Source organism: Streptomyces aureus (assembly GCF_000725495.1).
Taxonomy (GTDB): domain Bacteria; phylum Actinomycetota; class Actinomycetes; order Streptomycetales; family Streptomycetaceae; genus Streptomyces; species Streptomyces aureus_B.
On sequence record NZ_KL647040.1, the window covers coordinates 217,646 to 233,491 of the forward strand.

Sequence of the window (15,846 nt, forward strand, 5' to 3'; positions counted from 1 at the left end):
AGGCCGATCGTGACCCCAGCACAGACGGAGGTGCCGCGGCGGCGCGGCACGTCCCAGGACTCGGCCGCCACCCCGGTCATATCCGTGCGCAAGCTGTGGAAGGTGTTCGGGCCGAAGGCGGACCAGGTACCGGACTCCGAGGAACTGTGCGGGCTCACCCGCCGCGAGTTGATGGACCGCACCGGATGCACCGCCGCCGTGCGCGATGTGAAGTTCGAGGTCTCGCCCGGCGAGGTCTTCGTCGTCATGGGCCTGTCCGGCTCCGGGAAGTCCACCCTGGTGCGCTGTCTGACCCGGCTGATCGAACCCACCGCGGGGGAGATCGTCTTCGAGGGCGAGGACATCCGTGACGCGGACGCCAAGCGGCTGAGGGAACTGCGCCGCCGCAAGTTCTCCATGGTCTTCCAGCACTTCGGGCTGCTGCCGCACCGAAGGGTCGTCGACAACGTGTCGTTCGGCCTGGAGATCCGCGGCATGAGCAAGGCCGAGCGCACCCGGCGGGCGCTCGAGGTCGTCGAACTGGTCGGCCTCTCCGGCTACGAGAACTCCTACCCCGACCAGTTGTCCGGCGGTATGCAGCAGCGCGTCGGGCTTGCCCGTGCGCTGGCCGGAGACCCGGACGTACTCCTCTTCGACGAACCGTTCTCGGCGCTCGACCCGCTGATCCGCCGGGACATGCAGAACGAGGTCGTCCGGCTGCACCACGAGGTCGGCAAGACGATGGTGTTCGTCACCCACGACCTGTCCGAGGCGCTCAAGCTGGGTGACCGCATCCTCATCATGCGTGACGGAAAGACGGTCCAGTGCGGCACCGGTGACGAACTGGTCGGCGCCCCGGCCGACGACTACGTACGCGAGTTCGTCAAGGACGTGCCGCGCGGCGACGTACTCACCCTGCGCTGGATCATGCGCGCGCCGGAGGACGGCGACGAACTGGACGGCCCCGAGCTGGGCCCGGACGTCGTGGTGAAGGAGGCCACCCGGGCGGTCCTCGCGGCCGACAGGCCCGTCAAGGTCGTCGAGAACGGCAAGCTGCTCGGCATCGTCGGCGACGAGGAGATCCTCGCGGTGGTCGCCGGGCGGGAAGGCGACGCGTGATGACCGTCGCCATCGAGAAACCCGGCGAAGCGGAGGCCGCGGTACCGGCCGCGCCCGCCAAGGGCGCGCGCAAGGTCGGCCGGCCCATGATGATCGGCGCGATCCTCGTCGTCTGGCTGGTGTTGTTCGCACTCCTGCGCGGAAAACAGACCCTGTCCCTGGCGGCGGCGGACCTGACCGATCTGCACCGGTGGATCAACGACTTCAACGACTCCATCGGCGCCGACCGCAACTCCAACCCGCTCTTCCTGTACTTCTTCAACGAGATCCGGCTGGTCATCGACAACCTGGTTACCTTCATCCAGCACCTGATCTCCCAGCCGCCCGGGGCCCGTCCGGTCCCGCAGGTCGGCTGGCTCGGCGTCGTCGCCATCGCCGGGTACGTCTCCTGGGCCGTGGGGAACTGGCGGGTCGCGCTGCTGGCCGTGACGGGCTTCACCTTCTTCGGGCTCCAGGGGCTGTGGCAGGAGAGCATGGACACCCTCGCCCTCACCCTCTCCGCGGTGTTCGTGGCCCTGCTGTTCGCGATCCCGCTCGGGGTGTGGGCCGGGCTGTCCGACCGGTTCAACCGGATCATGACGCCGTTCCTGGACTTCATGCAGACGATGCCGACCTTCGTCTACCTGGCACCGCTGACCCTGTTCTTCCTCATCGGCGGAGCGTCCGCCACCATCGCCACCGTCATCTACGCGGCCCCGCCGACGATCCGCATCACCGCGCACGCCATCCGCAACGTGTCGAAGACGACCGTCGAGGCGGCCGACTCCCTGGGCGCCACGCGCCGTCAGTCCCTGCTGAAGGTCCTGCTGCCGATGTCGAGGCGGACCGTGGTGATGGGCGTCAACCAGACCATCATGGCCGCCCTCGCCATGGTGACGATCGCGGCCCTGATCAACGCGCCCGGCCTCGGCGCGAACGTCATCCAGGCACTCCAGTCGCTCGACGTCGGCACGGCCTTCAACGCGGGCCTCGCCATCGTGGTCATGGCGATCGTCCTGGACCGGGTCACGACCGCGGCCGGCACCCGAGAGGAGTACGCGCGGCGCTCCGAGAACAACCTTGCGAAATGGCGCCGGCCGCTGCTGGGAGCGGGCGCGGTGGTCACGGCGGTTCTGGTCTACCTGTCGCACACCTATCTGTGGGCGGCGGACTTCCCCGGCGACGGCACCATCGGCGGCCACATCGCGAGCGCGGCGGACACCGCGACCAACTGGGCGCAGGACAACCTGTCGGGTCTCACCAATACGATCCGCGACATCATCACCGACGGCCTGCTCAATCCGTTCCAGACACTGCTCACCGACTCCCCGTGGTGGCTCGTCGGCGCGGTGCTGGTCGCGCTCGGCGTGGTGTTCGGCGGCTGGAAGGCCGGGGTCACCACGGCCGTGTGCGTGGGTCTGCTGGTCGGCACGGGTGTGTGGTCGGACGGCATGACGACGCTGGCTTCGACGCTCGTCGCCACCGTGCTGGTGATGGTGCTCGGCATCGTCTTCGGCGTGTGGATGGGGCGCAGCATGCTCGTGGACCGGCTGATCCGGCCCACCCTGGACGCGGCCCAGGTCATGCCGCCGTTCGTCTACCTCGTACCGTTCCTCGCGCTGTTCGGCGCGACCCGCTTCACGGCCATCGTCGCGGCGATCGTCTACGCGGCGCCCGTCACGATGAAGATCATCGCGGACGGGATCCGGGCCGTGCCCGAGACCACCGTGGAGGCGGCCGCCTCCGCCGGGTGCACCACCTGGCAGATCATCACCAAGGTCCAGCTTCCGATGTCACGCGGTGCCCTGACACTCGCGACCAACCAGGGCCTGATCTACGTGCTGTCGATGGTTGTGGTGGGCGGCCTGGTGGGAGCAGGGGCCCTGGGCTACGACGTCGTGGCCGGATTCTCGCAGGGAGAGCTGTACGGCAAGGGCCTGGCGGCCGGATGCGCCATCGTCCTTCTCGGAGTCATGTTCGACCGGATCACTCAGGCAGCGGCGCGTCGCGCGAGCGCTTAAGGAGCACGACACCATGGCAAGACACTGGCGAGCCGGCGCGGCCGGCCTGGCCGTCCTCGGCCTCACCCTCACCGCGTGCGGCGGGGCGAAGGTCGGCGACTCCTCCTCGGGTTCGAAGAGCACGGGCAGCTCGGGCAAGTGCGGCACGTTCAACCTCGCGGTCAACCCCTGGGTGGGTTACGAGGCCGACGCGGCCGTCGTGGCGTACGTCGCCGAGCACCGTCTCGGCTGCAAGGTCGACAAGAAGAACCTGAAGGAAGAGATCGCCTGGCAGGGCTTCGGCACCGGCGAGGTCGACGCCGTCCTGGAGAACTGGGGCCACGACGACCTGAAGAAGAAGTACATCACCCAGCAGAAGACGGCGGCCGAGGCAGGGGAGACCGGCAACAAGGGCATCATCGGCTGGTACGTGCCGCCATGGCTGGCCAAGGCTCACCCCGACATCCTCCAATGGAAGAACCTCAACAAATACGCGTCGAAGTTCAAGACGTCCGAGTCGGGCGGCAAGGGCCAGCTCCTGGACGGCGATCCCTCGTACGTCACGAACGACGCGGCGCTGGTGAAGAACCTGAAGCTGGACTTCAAGGTGGTGTACGCGGGCAGCGAGACCGCCCTCATCCAGGCCTTCCGCACCGCCGAGAAGAACAAGCAGTGGGTGATCGGCTACTTCTACGAGCCGCAGTGGTTCCTGTCCGAGGTGCCGCTGAAGAAGGTCACCCTGCCGGAGTACACGTCCGGCTGTGACGCCGTCGCGGAGAAGGTCGCCTGCGACTATCCCGTCTACGACCTGGACAAGATCGTCAGCTCGAAGTTCGCCGAGTCGGGCAGCCCCGCCTACAAGTTGGTGAAGAACTTCAACTGGACGAACGAGGACCAGAACACGGTCGCCAAGTACATCGCCCAGGACAAGCTGTCCGACGAGGCGGCGGCGAAGAAGTGGGTGGACGCCAACAAGGTCAAGGTGGACGCCTGGCTCAACTAGGCCGAGGCCACGGGCCGGTCGGAGATGCCCGGCGGGCGGTGCGTGCAAGTGCGCGCCGCCTGCCGGGCATTGCCATGTCCCGGGCGGTTCCCGGCCTGTTTTCCTGCGTCGCGGACCCCTTGACACCCCCTCCCCGAGACGGGCAAATTGAGTTGCGCAACCTGAACTATGTTGCGCAGTGGGCAACTCGACGGTGTTGATTTCGGAGGTGCGGCGATGGCGGGACCCCGAGTGGTGATCATCGGAGCGGGCGTCGTGGGAGCGGCCCTCGCCGACGAGATCTCCGCGCGCGGCTGGAACGAGGTGACCGTGGTCGACCAGGGCCCGCTGCCGGCCACCGGCGGATCGTCGTCGCACGCCCCGGGGCTGGTGTTCCAGACGAACTCCTCCAAGACCATGACCGAGTTGGCCCGCTACACGGTCGAGAAGTTCTGTTCCCTCGATGTCGACGGCGAGCCCTGCTTCCTCCAGGTCGGCGGCCTCGAAGTGGCGACCACCCCCGAGCGCGTCGCCGAACTGCACCGCCGCCACGGCTGGATCACCGCCTGGGGCATCGAGGCCCGGCTGCTGAGTCCCGAGGAGTGCGTCGAGCAGCACCCGCTCCTCGACCCTGACAAGGTCCTCGGCGGCCTCCTCGTCCCGACCGACGGCCTCGCCAAGGCCGTCCTCGCCGTCGAGGCGCAGATCCGCCGGGCCACCGGGCGTGGCGTGCGCTTCCTCGCCCGCCACGAGGTCCTCGACGTCCGGCGGAGCGAGGGCCGCGTCACCGGCGTCCTCACCGACCAGGGCGAGCTCCCCGCCGACATCGTCGTGTGCTGCGCCGGCATCTGGGGCCCGAGGATCGCCCGCATGGTCGGAATGAACCTCCCGCTCACCCCGCTCGGCCACCAACTCGCCTGGACCGGACCGGTGCCGGCGCTCGCGGGCCAGACCGAGGAGGCCGTGCGTCCGATCCTGCGCCACCAGGACGCCGATCTCTACTACCGCGACCGCTTCGACCGCCTGGGCATCGGCTCCTACGGTCACCGCCCGATGCCCGTCCGTGCCGACGACATCCTCTCCGTGAACGAGGCCGAAGGGATGCCGTCGGTCCTGAAGTTCACCGAGGACGACTTCGAGGACGCCTGGACCGAGACCCGGTCCCTGCTCCCCGCGACCCGCGAGGCCAAGGTGGAGGAGGGCATCAACGGCCTGTTCTCCTTCACCACCGACGGCCAGCCGCTCCTCGGCCAGTCGCCGGACGTCAAGGGCTTCTGGGTCGCCGAGGCCGTCTGGGTCACCCACTCCGCGGGCGTCGGCCGGGCCATGGCCGAATGGCTGGTCGACGGCCACTGCTCGTCCTTCGACCTGCACGAGTGCGACGTCAACCGCTTCGAACCGCACCAGCTCGCCCCCGAGTACGTCCTGGCCCGCGGCTGCCGGAACTTCGTCGAGGTCTATGACATCCTCCACCCCCTCCAGCCGTCCGGGGATCCGCGCCCGATCCGCACGAGCCCCTTCCACGCCCGTCAGCAGGAGCTCGGCGCCCACTTCTTGGAGGCGAACGGCTGGGAGCGCCCCCAGTGGTACGAGGCCAACGCCGGCCTGCTGGAGGGCCGTTCCATCCCGGCCCCGAACGACTGGGCCGCGCGCCACTGGTCCCCGATCGTCGGCGCCGAGGCGCAGGCCACCCGCGAGAGCGTCGCCATGTACGACATGACGGCCCTCAAGCGCCTGGAGATCACGGGTCCCGGTGCCGCCGCCTTCCTGGAGGGGCTGTCCACCAACAGGATCGACAAGTCCGTCGGTTCCGTCACGTACACCCTCCTGCTGGACGAGGACGGCGGCATCCGCAGCGATGTCACCGTCGCCCGGCTGGCCCGCGACCACTTCCAGGTCGGCGCCAACGGCAACCTGGACCTCGACTGGTTCACCCGCCATCTCCCCGCCGAGGGCACGGTCCAGGTCCGTGACATCACCCCGGGCACCTGCTGCATCGGCCTGTGGGGCCCACTCGCCCGCAAGGTCCTCCAGCCCCTCACCGATGAGGACTTCTCGAACGACGGACTGAAGTACTTCCGCGCCCGGCGCGCCCACATCGGCTCCGTCCCCGTCACCGCGATGCGTCTCTCGTACGTCGGCGAGCTGGGCTGGGAGCTGTACACCACCGCCGACCTGGGTCGGAAGCTGTGGGACACCCTGTGGCGGGCGGCCGAGCCCCTGGGCGGCATCGTCGCCGGGCGCGGCGCCTTCAACAGCCTCCGCCTGGAGAAGGGCTACCGGTCCTTCGGCGCCGACATGACCTACGAGCACGACCCCTACGAAGCCGGCCTGGGCTTCGCCGTCAGGCTGGACAAGGGCGACTTCATCGGCAGGGCGGCCCTCGAACGCCGTAAGGCAGGCGTCAGCCGCAAGCTGACCTGTCTCACCATCGACGACCCGCGCTCCGTCGTCATGGGCAAGGAACCGGTGTACGACGGTGACCGCGCCGTCGGCCACGTCACCAGCGCCGCCTGGGGTTACACGATCGGCAAGGGCATCGCCTATGCCTGGGTGCCGGCGGAACTGGCCTCCCCCGGCACCACCGTGCACATCGGGTACTTCGACCGCCGCGTCGAGGCGGTCGTCGCCGAGGAGCCACTGTTCGACCCGAGCATGTCCCGGCTCCGTGGCTGATCGCCGACTTCGAGACGAGGAGGAACGCGAACGCCGGACGAACGTGACGGCCCCCGAGCACCCGCTGTATCCGTTCCTGTCAGAAGACGGAGTCGTCCGATGAGCCCCCTCACGCCAGGCGCCGACCTCCCGGACCACCCGGATTTCCTCTGGCGCACACCCGAGCCGAAGCGTTCGTACGACGTGGTGATCGTGGGCGGCGGCGGTCACGGCCTCGCCACCGCCCACTACCTGGCGAGGAACCACGGCATCACCGATGTCGCCGTGCTGGAGAAGGGCTGGCTGGCGGGCGGCAACATGGCCCGCAACACGACCATCATCCGCTCCAACTACCTGTGGGACGAGAGCGCCGGCATCTACGAGCACGCGCTCAAGCTGTGGGAGGGGCTGGAAGAAGAGCTCGACTACCCGATCCTCTTCTCCCAGCGCGGGGTACTGAACCTCGCCCACAGTCTCCAGGACGTCCGAGACAGCGTGCGCCGCGTCGAGGCGAACCGCCTCAACGGCGTGGACGCGGAGTGGGTCGACACGGACGGCGTCAAGGAGATCTGCCCGATCGTCAACACCTCACCGGACGTGCGCTATCCGGTCCTGGGCGCCACCTACCAGCCGCGCGCCGGCATCGCCAAACACGACTACGTGGCCTGGGCCCTGGCCCGTTCGGCGGACGCCGCCGGCATCGACATCATCCAGAACTGCGAGGTCACCGGACTGGAGCTGGCAGGCGACCGCGTGACCGGTGTCCGGACGAACCTCGGCCCCGTCGCCGCGGGCAAGGTCGCGCTCTGCTCGGCGGGCCACACCTCGGTCCTCGCCGCCATGGCCGGCATCGAACTCCCCCTCCAGAGCCATCCGTTGCAGGCGCTCGTGTCGGAGCTGCTGGAGCCCGTGCATCCGACGGTCGTCATGTCCAACGCGGTCCACGTGTACGTCAGCCAGGCCCACAAGGGCGAGCTGGTGATGGGCGCGGGCATCGACGCGTACAACTCCTACACCCAGCGCGGCGCCTTCCACATCATCGAGGATCAGATGTCCGCAGCCCTCGAACTCTTCCCGGTCTTCGCCCGCGCCCACGTGCTGCGCACCTGGGGCGGCATCGTCGACGTCAGCCCCGACGCCTCACCGATCGTCGGGCTCAGCCCCGTCGACGGCCTCTACCTCAACTGCGGCTGGGGCACGGGTGGCTTCAAGGCCACGCCGGGCGTGGGCTGGGTCTACGCCCACACCATCGCCCACGACGCCCCGCACCCCCTCAACGCCCCCTTCTCGCTCGACCGTTTCACCACCGGCGCGCTCGTCGACGAGCACGGCGCCGCCGCGGTGGCCCACTAGGGAGCCCGACCATGCTGCTCATCCCCTGCCCGTGGTGCGGGCCCCGCGACGAGGCCGAGTTCCACTACGGCGGCCAGGCACACGTGCCCTACCCCGAGGACCCCTCGGCCCTCACCGACGAGGAGTGGGCCCGCTATCTGTTCTTCCGCGACAACCCCAAGGGCCCGTTCGCCGAGCGCTGGAGTCACGCGGCGGGGTGCCGCAGATGGTTCAACGCGGTCAGGGACACGGCCACGAACGAGATCCTGACGGTGTACCCGCCGGGCGAGGAACGCCCGGCGACGCCCGGGCCCCGCCCGCTGCGCTCAGTCTGTGCGGGGGTACTTCCTCCGGTGGAGTCCGATCACGAGACCTGTTCACCGCCGACGGCGGTCCACGCGGCGGAGCCCCTTCAGGACAGGATGGGAAGGGGCGGTGACGGCGCTGCCTCCATCAGTGACTCTGCCGCAGGCCAACCCTTCCGCCACCCCACCCGCGGCCGCATCCACCGCGACGCCCCCCTCACCTTCACCTTCGACGGCACCGAGTACCAGGGCCTGCGGGGCGACACCCTCGCCTCCGCCCTCCTCGCCAACGGCGTCATCGCGACCGGCACCAGCATCCGACTCGGCCGCCCCAGAGGCATCTTCTCGGCCGGTGTGGAGGAGCCCAACGCGGTCGTCCAGATCGAGGCGCCCTTCCCCGAGCCGATGCTCCTTGCGACCACCGTCGAGCTCTACGACGGCCTGGTCGCGAGCAGCCTCTCCGGCCAGGGCCGCCTCACCGGCGAACCGGACCCGGCCCGCTACGACGCCGTACACGCCCACTGCGACCTGCTGGTCGTCGGCGCGGGACCGGCCGGCCTCGCCGCGGCGGCGGCCGCCGCCCGCAGCGGAGCCCGTGTCGTCCTCGCCGACGACCAACCGGAGTCGGGCGGCAGCCTCCTGGGCACGGCCGAGCACCTCGACTGGGTTGCGGACGTCACCGGGCAGCTCGACAACGCCCCCGAGGTGCGCGTCCTGCGCCGTACCACCGTCTTCGGCCACTACGACGACAACCATCTCCTCGCCGTCGAACGCCGTACCAACCACCTCGGAGCCGACGCTCCCGGCTACGTCTCCCGCGAGCGCGTCTGGCGCATCCGGGCCCGTCGCGTCGTTCTGGCCACCGGCGCCCACGAGCGCTCGCTGGCGTTCGCGGACAACGACCGCCCAGGTGTGATGCTCGCCGCCTCGGCCCGCACCTACGTCAACCGTTACGGTGTGCTGCCCGGCCGCCACGCGGTCGTCCTCACCACCAACGACAGTGCCTACGCGGCAGCGCTGGACCTCGCCGCGGCGGGCGTGGACATCGCGGCGATCGTCGACACCCGTCCCGCACCGGGGGAGTGGGCGGAGCGTGCTCGGCAGGCGGGTATCGACGTGATGGCCGGGCACGCCGTCACCGGCACGAAGGGCGGCGCCCGGCTCACCGCGGTGACCGTCGCCCGGTACGGAGAGTCCGGGGGACAGCGGGAGTTCACGGCCGACCTGCTGCTGGTCTCCGGCGGCTGGAACCCGGTGGCCCACCTGTTCAGCCAGTCGGGCGGCACGCTGCGGTACCACGAGGAACTGGGCTCCTTCGTACCGGACACCTGCCGACAGGCGGTCGAGGTCGCGGGCAGCGCGAGCGGCGTCCTGGATCCGGCCGAGGTCCTGGCCCAAGGCGCCGCCGCCGGTGCCCGCGCGGTCGAGGCCGAGGGCTTCAGCCCGCGGCAGCCCAGCCTGCCGCCGGTGGCAGCACGGCCGCGGCCGACGCCGGCCATGCACGTGTACGCCGTCCCCGGTGCTCCGGACTCGCCCCGCTTCGTCGACCTCCAACGCGACGTCACCGTCGACGACCTTGCCCGGGCGGCAGGCGCCGGTCTGCGCTCGGTCGAGCACACCAAGCGCTACACGACGGCGGGCACCGCCAACGACCAGGGCAAGACCTCCGGGGTCCTGGCCGGCGGCGTCGTCGCCGACCTGCTCGGCGTGGACGTCTCCGCGCTCGGCACGACCACGTTCCGGCCGCCGTACACGCCGGTCTCCTTCGCCGCGCTCGCCGGCCGCGACCGCGGCGCCCTGAGCGACCCGGTCCGCACGACCGCCCTCCACGAGTGGCATGTCGCGCACGGTGCCCTCTTCGAGAACGTCGGCCAGTGGAAGCGCCCCTGGTACTACCCGCGGGACGGCGAGGACAGGGAAGCCGCGGTCCTGCGCGAGTGCGCCGCCGCCCGCGACGGCGTCGCCCTCATGGACGCCTCCACGCTCGGCAAGATCGACGTACAGGGCCCCGACGCCAGCGTCTTCCTCGACCGGCTCTACACCAACATGATGAGCACCCTGAAGGTCGGCATGATCCGCTACGGGGTCATGTGCCGCCCGGACGGCATGGTCTTCGACGACGGCACCGTCATCCGCCTCGCCCAGAACCACTTCCTGGTCACCACCACGACCGGTAACGCGGCCGCCGTACTGGACTGGATGGAGGAATGGCAGCAGACCGAGTGGCCCGGCCTGAAGGTCCACTGCACGTCGGTGACCGAACAGTGGGCCACCGTCGCCCTCGTCGGCCCCCGCTCCCGCGACGTTCTCGGCGCACTGGCACCCCAACTGGCCGTGGGTAAGGACGACTTCCCGTTCATGGCATGGCGGGAGACGACTGTCGCGGGCATCGGGGCCAGGGTGTGCCGGATCAGCTTCTCCGGCGAACTCGCCTACGAGATCAACGTGTCCCCCTGGGAAGCACTCACCCTGTGGCAGTCACTGCATGAGGCCGGCTCCCCGTACGGCATCACCCCGTACGGCACCGAGACCATGCACGTCCTGCGCGCCGAGAAGGGCTACCCGATCATCGGTCAGGACACCGACGGCACGGTCACACCGCAGGACCTGGGCATGGGCTGGGCGGTGTCGAAGAAGAAGCCCGACTTCATCGGCAGGCGCTCCTACGCCCGCGCCGACACCGTCCGCCCCGACCGCAAGCACCTCGTCGGCCTGCTCCCTGTGGACCCGGCCGTCTTCCTCCCCGAGGGCACTCACCTGGTCGCCGACAGCGAGCTGCCCGCACCCCCCGTCCCGATGCTCGGCCACGTCACCTCCAGCTACCGCAGCGCCGCCCTCGGCCGGACCTTCGCGCTCGCCCTGATCAAGGGCGGCCGTGACCGCATCGGCGAGCGGCTGTACGCCCCCGTCGGTGACCGGCTGGTCCCGGTGACCGTCGCAAGCCCCGTCCTCTACGACCCCGAGGGAGCCCGTCGCGATGGCTGACACCGCCCTGACCGCCCCGCTCCGCAGCCCCTTGTCGCAGGTCGCGGAACGCCTGGCCGCCGTGACCCGCACGTCGGGGGGCGCGATCCGGCTGGCCGAACTCCCGTTCCTGGCCCAGGTCGACGTGCGCCTCGACGCCAAGGGTGCTGCGGCGGACGCCGTCGGACTCGCACTGGGCCTGCGACTTCCCCTCGAACCCAACACGGTCGTGCGCGCCGGGGAGTCGAACGTGCTGTGGCTCGGCCCGGACGAATGGCTGCTGATCGGTCCGCCCGACAGTGAACGGGACCTGGAGAGCCGTATCCGGGAGGCGGCGGGAGACGAGCCCGTCTCCGTCACCGACGTCTCCGCCCAGCGCACCACGATCCTCGTGACCGGTCCCCGCGCCCGCGATCTGCTGGCGCACGGCTGCGCGCTGGATCTGCATCCGAGGGCCTTCGGCTCCGGCCGCTGCGCCCAGACGACCCTGGGCCGCACGCAGGTCGTCCTGGTCGCCCGGGACGAACCCAGGGCCGGGTTCTGGGTACTGGTCCGTTCGTCCTTCTCCGGCTATCTGGCGGAGTGGCTGCTGGACGCGGCGACGGAGTACGCCTGAGCGGCCCCGGCGGGGCCCATGCACAGCATCCACAGTTCACCCGACCCACACACGCAGATCAGCAAGGTCCCCACCCATAACCACACCAACTACGAACCTGGCCAGCAGTCACGGTAGACACCGTGGCAGTACGAGGCCCGTGGCCGCGCGAGCGGTGGCCCCCCCCGGGAGCCGAACCGCCCGGGTCGCCGCGTGCCGGGATCCCGCGGTGGTGCCTCACGGGCGGTGGGGGCCGGTCGGGTCTGGCCAGTCGCCGGCCTCCCGGCCCAGCAGTTCGTGCAGCAGCGGGGTCGCGGGCAGCGCGGGGTGGAGGTACACCCGTTCACGGCGTTGTTCGATCGCCGCCAGCATCGTCCGGAAGGTCGCTCTCGCCGCCTCGGTGCGCCCGCTGTGCACCTGCGCCTGCCCCAGCAGGCCAAGGTGGAGGGCATGGCGCAGATACGTCCCGGACCGGCCCAGTTCGGCCAGCGAGGTGTGCATGAGGGCCAGGCCGTCCCCCGGGTCTCCCGCCTGCGCCAGGCTCCATCCCTTGACGACGCCCAGCATCGCCTTCCAGTAGAGCAGTCCGTACTCGCCCGAGACCCGGACACCCTCTTCGCTCGAGGCGAGCGCGGTATGGACGTCACCCTCCCAGGCTGCCACGACCCCGTCCACGTACAGCGCGAAGGATCGGTCGGAGGGCCTGCTGTCGTGGTCGGTGATGCTCAGCAGTTCCCGCCGACGCGCATCGGCCGTCTGCCGGTTGCCGAGGAGCCAGTGGGTGAAGGTGTTGTAGGAGCGGCAGGAGACGCGCGGGTCGTGCTGGAAGGTACGTGCCAGCACATGGCCCTCGTCGGCCACACGGTCCGCCGTGCCGACGCAGTTCTCCAGTTCGACGAGTGCCTGCGACAGCGATCCGCGCACATGCAGCACGATGCCTTCGCCGTAGGCCGCGCCGAGTGCCGCCACGGGCTCCCGGGTCTTGCGCGAGATGTCCCGCAGCAGACCGGACAATCGCCGTGAGGTGTCGTAGCGGCCGCTGACCAGGTTCGCCGCGCACAGCGCCCAGAGCACCGACGGATCCTCGGGAGCCCGCGTGGTCGCGTTCAGGGCGCGACCGTGTGTCAGGGCCGTCTCGGCCTCGCGGTCTCCGTAGCCGCGCGTGGTGGCGAGTACCTGGCCGAGCTGGATGTGCAGCTTCTGCTCCAGCCGTGCCGTGGCGGGATCGTCCGCGGGCAGGAACCCGATCAGGTGCTGCGCGCGGCGCAGCCAGATCTCCACCTGCCCGTACGCCATGGACAGCTCGGCGTGTTCCGCGGCGAGCAGCAGCCGGGGCAGCACCTGGGCGGCGGGCAGCACGCTCCTGGCGTGCCAGCTGTGATGGGCCACCCGCTCCTCGTCGCCCGGCTGCCCGCCCCGGCGTGCGCTCAGCGCCTCGGCGATCCTGGCGTGCAGGTGGTGGCGTTCCGCCCGGGGCAGTTCGTCGATCAGGGTCTCCTGGACCAGGGCGTGAGCGAAGTGCAGCCGCCCCGGATCATGCGGCTCCTCCCCGAGCAGACCGGCGGAGAGCGCCGATTCGAGACCGGTGGCGACCGGTTCACCGGGCGTGGCCGTCCGGTGCAGCAGGTCGGCGTCGACCTCGGTGCCGATGACGGCACACAGCCTGAGCAGTCGCAGCACCGGCTCCGGCAGCGCGGCGAACCGTTGGTGCAGCACCTCGCGAATGCCGGTGGGGATGTGCGCCAGGAGCGTGTCCGCCGCGCCTGGGCACAAGAGTCTGCGCGGGTCGCCCACGAGGGAGAGGAACTGCATCACGAAGTACGCGTTGCCTTGGCTGCGCCGGTGCAGTACCTCGACGACGTTCGGGTCCACACCGGCCCCCGCATGGGCTTCGACAAGGTCGGCGATGCCGTGCAGGGAGAGCCCGCCCAGCCGCAGCGTCTCGGTTCTGGGCCCGCGCAACACGTCGGAGACGATCCGGCGCAGCGTCCCGTCCGCTTCGGCCTCGAACTCCCGGGCCGTGAAGACGATCCCGAGCGGGTGGCCCTGGCACCGGGTGCGCAGCAGCCTGAGGAGGTCGAGGGAGGCGGTGTCCGCCCATTGCAGATCTTCGAGGAGCAGCACGAGCGGGCGTCGCCCGGCGAGATCGAGCAGCACCTCGCAGACGGCGTCATGGGTGAGGAAGAAGTCCTGGGGCCCGTTGGCGGGCACGTCGGGGTCTCCGGTCCGGGCTGTCGACCGTTCGGGTATGAGCGGGGCGAGGAGGGCGTCGTACGGTTGTGTCGCCTCACGGAAGGCGTCTGCCCGGGTGGCGGACAGCCGCCGCAGGACCTGGGTCCACATCCAGTAGGCCGGGACGCCCTCATCGGGGAAGCAGTGGCTCCAGACGACCTCCAGCCCGGTGCCCTCCTGCTGCGTCTCCACTTTCTCGAGACGTGCGGCGAGTTCGAGCAGCAGGCGGGTCTTTCCGACGCCAGGGGGCCCGAGGACGCCAGCCGCGTGGCCGTGGCCCACGGCGGCGCCGGCGGCAGCGGCCGTCAGGCGGTCGAGTTCCTGGCCGCGGCCGACGAACGGTGACGGGGTGGCCGTCCGCCCCGACTCGGGTTCCGGGGACGGGTCGGCCTTCGGGGAAGATGCCGGCTCGTGCGCCGGCGAGGGTAAGACTCGGCGGCGTGCTCTTCGGTCCTGTGCGCCGTCGCCGTCCGTCCGTGCCCCGGGCGCTTGATCGGCCCGGGCCTTCGGCCGCGCCTCGGCCCTCGTGTTCCCGTCGCGTCCGACGGCCGATGGAGAGCCGCTTGCCGAGGGGGCGTCGTCGGTCGCCACCCGATTGACGTGCTCGTGATCGGTGGCGGCCGTGCTGCCGTCCTCGGAGCCGCCGGAGCCTGCCGGGCCCCGTGACGCGGCGACCGTGGTCGTGTCCCTCGCAGGCGGCGCGGTGGAGGGGCCCGTGGGCGCAAGCGGTGCGGGAGGGAGTTTCCCGGACGGAGCGCTCGCTCCCGGCTCCTGGCGCACTATCAGGTCTCTGACCTGGCGCAGTTCGGGAGAGATGTCGACGCCGAACTCCTTGGCCAGATGGCTGCGCGTCCGCTCGTACACCTCCAGCGCCTCGGCCTGTCGGCCGAGGCGGGACAGTGCTGTCATGTGGTGGCCGACCAGTCGCTCGCGTGTGGGATGACGGCGCGCTTCCCCGTCCAGATCGGCGGCGACGTCCTCGGCCGCGCCGAGAGTCAGCCGTGCTTCCGCACGGGATTCCACGGCGGTGAGCCGGATCTGTTCGAGTCGGGCGCACTCGTCGCGAAGCGGTGGATGGTTGTCGAACTCCGCGTACGGCGAGCCGCGCCACAGTCGGAGGGCCTCGGTGAGCCGGGCCTGCGCGGTAGGCGGATCGTTCTGCTTGAACAGCCGTCGTCCGTCCGAGACCAGACGCTCGAAGCGGCCGGCATCCACCTGCTCGGGGTCGAGGTCGAGTACGTAGCCGGGTGTCCTGTGACGCAGCACCGAGGGGCGGCCGGGTCCCGCCGCCGGGTGCAGTGACCGGCGCAGATGGGATATGTGGCTCTGTAGCGTGGCGACGGCGTGCCGGGGTGCTCCGTCACTCCACAGTTCCTCCACGAGCAGTTCGGTGGGTACTACGCGGCCCAGTCGGACGAGCAGCAGGGCTAGCAGGGTCCGTCGACGCGGCGGGCCGAGAGGGAGGTCGTGTCCGTCGAGGTGCGCCGCCATGGGTCCCAGGACGCTCAGAAAGGGACGGCCCTGGCTGGTGTCCACGGGGGACCCGTTGGTGGTGGGGGGTAAAGGCATGACGGCCCCTATCGTTCAGCAGCGGCCAGCGTCGATGCCGACGGTCGACGGCGGTGAGGTGTCATCGGCGATGTCGGTACATCAGGGAAGATCGGGTATTGAGTAGAACTGATCATGAAGAAACCGTAATGGTGT

General features: G+C 70.4%; 8 protein-coding genes. 7 read left to right on the top strand and 1 reads right to left on the bottom strand.

Going from position 1 to position 15,846, the window contains the following annotated elements:
- Nucleotides 1–9: 9 nt before the first annotated feature.
- The 7 genes from IO36_RS39650 to IO36_RS39680 all read left to right on the top strand — a co-directional run bounded on the left by IO36_RS39650 (nt 10) and on the right by IO36_RS39680 (nt 11,931).
- Complete coding sequence (locus IO36_RS39650; RefSeq protein WP_037627898.1) at nt 10–1,098, top strand: quaternary amine ABC transporter ATP-binding protein; 1,089 nt, start codon at nt 10–12, stop codon at nt 1,096–1,098.
- Nucleotides 1,098–3,098: an ABC transporter permease gene (locus IO36_RS39655; protein ID WP_037627901.1), complete on the top strand. Its 2,001-nt coding sequence runs from the start codon at nt 1,098–1,100 to the stop codon at nt 3,096–3,098. Before IO36_RS39650 ends, IO36_RS39655 begins: the two co-directional genes overlap by 1 nt.
- Before the next feature lie 13 nt (nt 3,099–3,111).
- The gene (locus IO36_RS39660; protein ID WP_037627903.1) at nt 3,112–4,080 is read left to right on the top strand and encodes an ABC transporter substrate-binding protein; all 969 of its coding nucleotides are present in this window, start codon (nt 3,112–3,114) and stop codon (nt 4,078–4,080) included.
- A 216-nt stretch (nt 4,081–4,296) separates the two neighbouring features.
- The gene (locus IO36_RS39665; protein ID WP_037627906.1) at nt 4,297–6,735 is read left to right on the top strand and encodes a GcvT family protein; all 2,439 of its coding nucleotides are present in this window, start codon (nt 4,297–4,299) and stop codon (nt 6,733–6,735) included.
- Nucleotides 6,736–6,834: 99 nt separating this feature from the next.
- Nucleotides 6,835–8,067: a sarcosine oxidase subunit beta family protein gene (locus IO36_RS39670; protein WP_037627909.1), complete on the top strand. Its 1,233-nt coding sequence runs from the start codon at nt 6,835–6,837 to the stop codon at nt 8,065–8,067.
- An 11-nt stretch (nt 8,068–8,078) separates the two neighbouring features.
- Nucleotides 8,079–11,336, top strand: a complete 3,258-nt coding sequence (locus tag IO36_RS39675) for a sarcosine oxidase subunit delta family protein (protein ID WP_037627911.1) — start codon at nt 8,079–8,081, stop codon at nt 11,334–11,336.
- A complete protein-coding gene (locus IO36_RS39680) occupies nt 11,329–11,931 on the top strand; it encodes a sarcosine oxidase subunit gamma (RefSeq protein WP_037627913.1) in 603 nt (200 codons plus the stop codon). The genes IO36_RS39675 and IO36_RS39680 overlap by 8 nt, the downstream gene beginning before the upstream one ends.
- 216 nt (nt 11,932–12,147) lie before the next feature.
- Here the strand turns inward: IO36_RS39680 and IO36_RS39685 are convergent, their stop codons facing one another.
- Entirely contained in the window at nt 12,148–15,711 is a 3,564-nt protein-coding gene (locus tag IO36_RS39685) for an ATP-binding protein (protein ID WP_037627915.1), read from the bottom strand.
- Between the last annotated feature and the right edge of the window lie 135 nt (nt 15,712–15,846).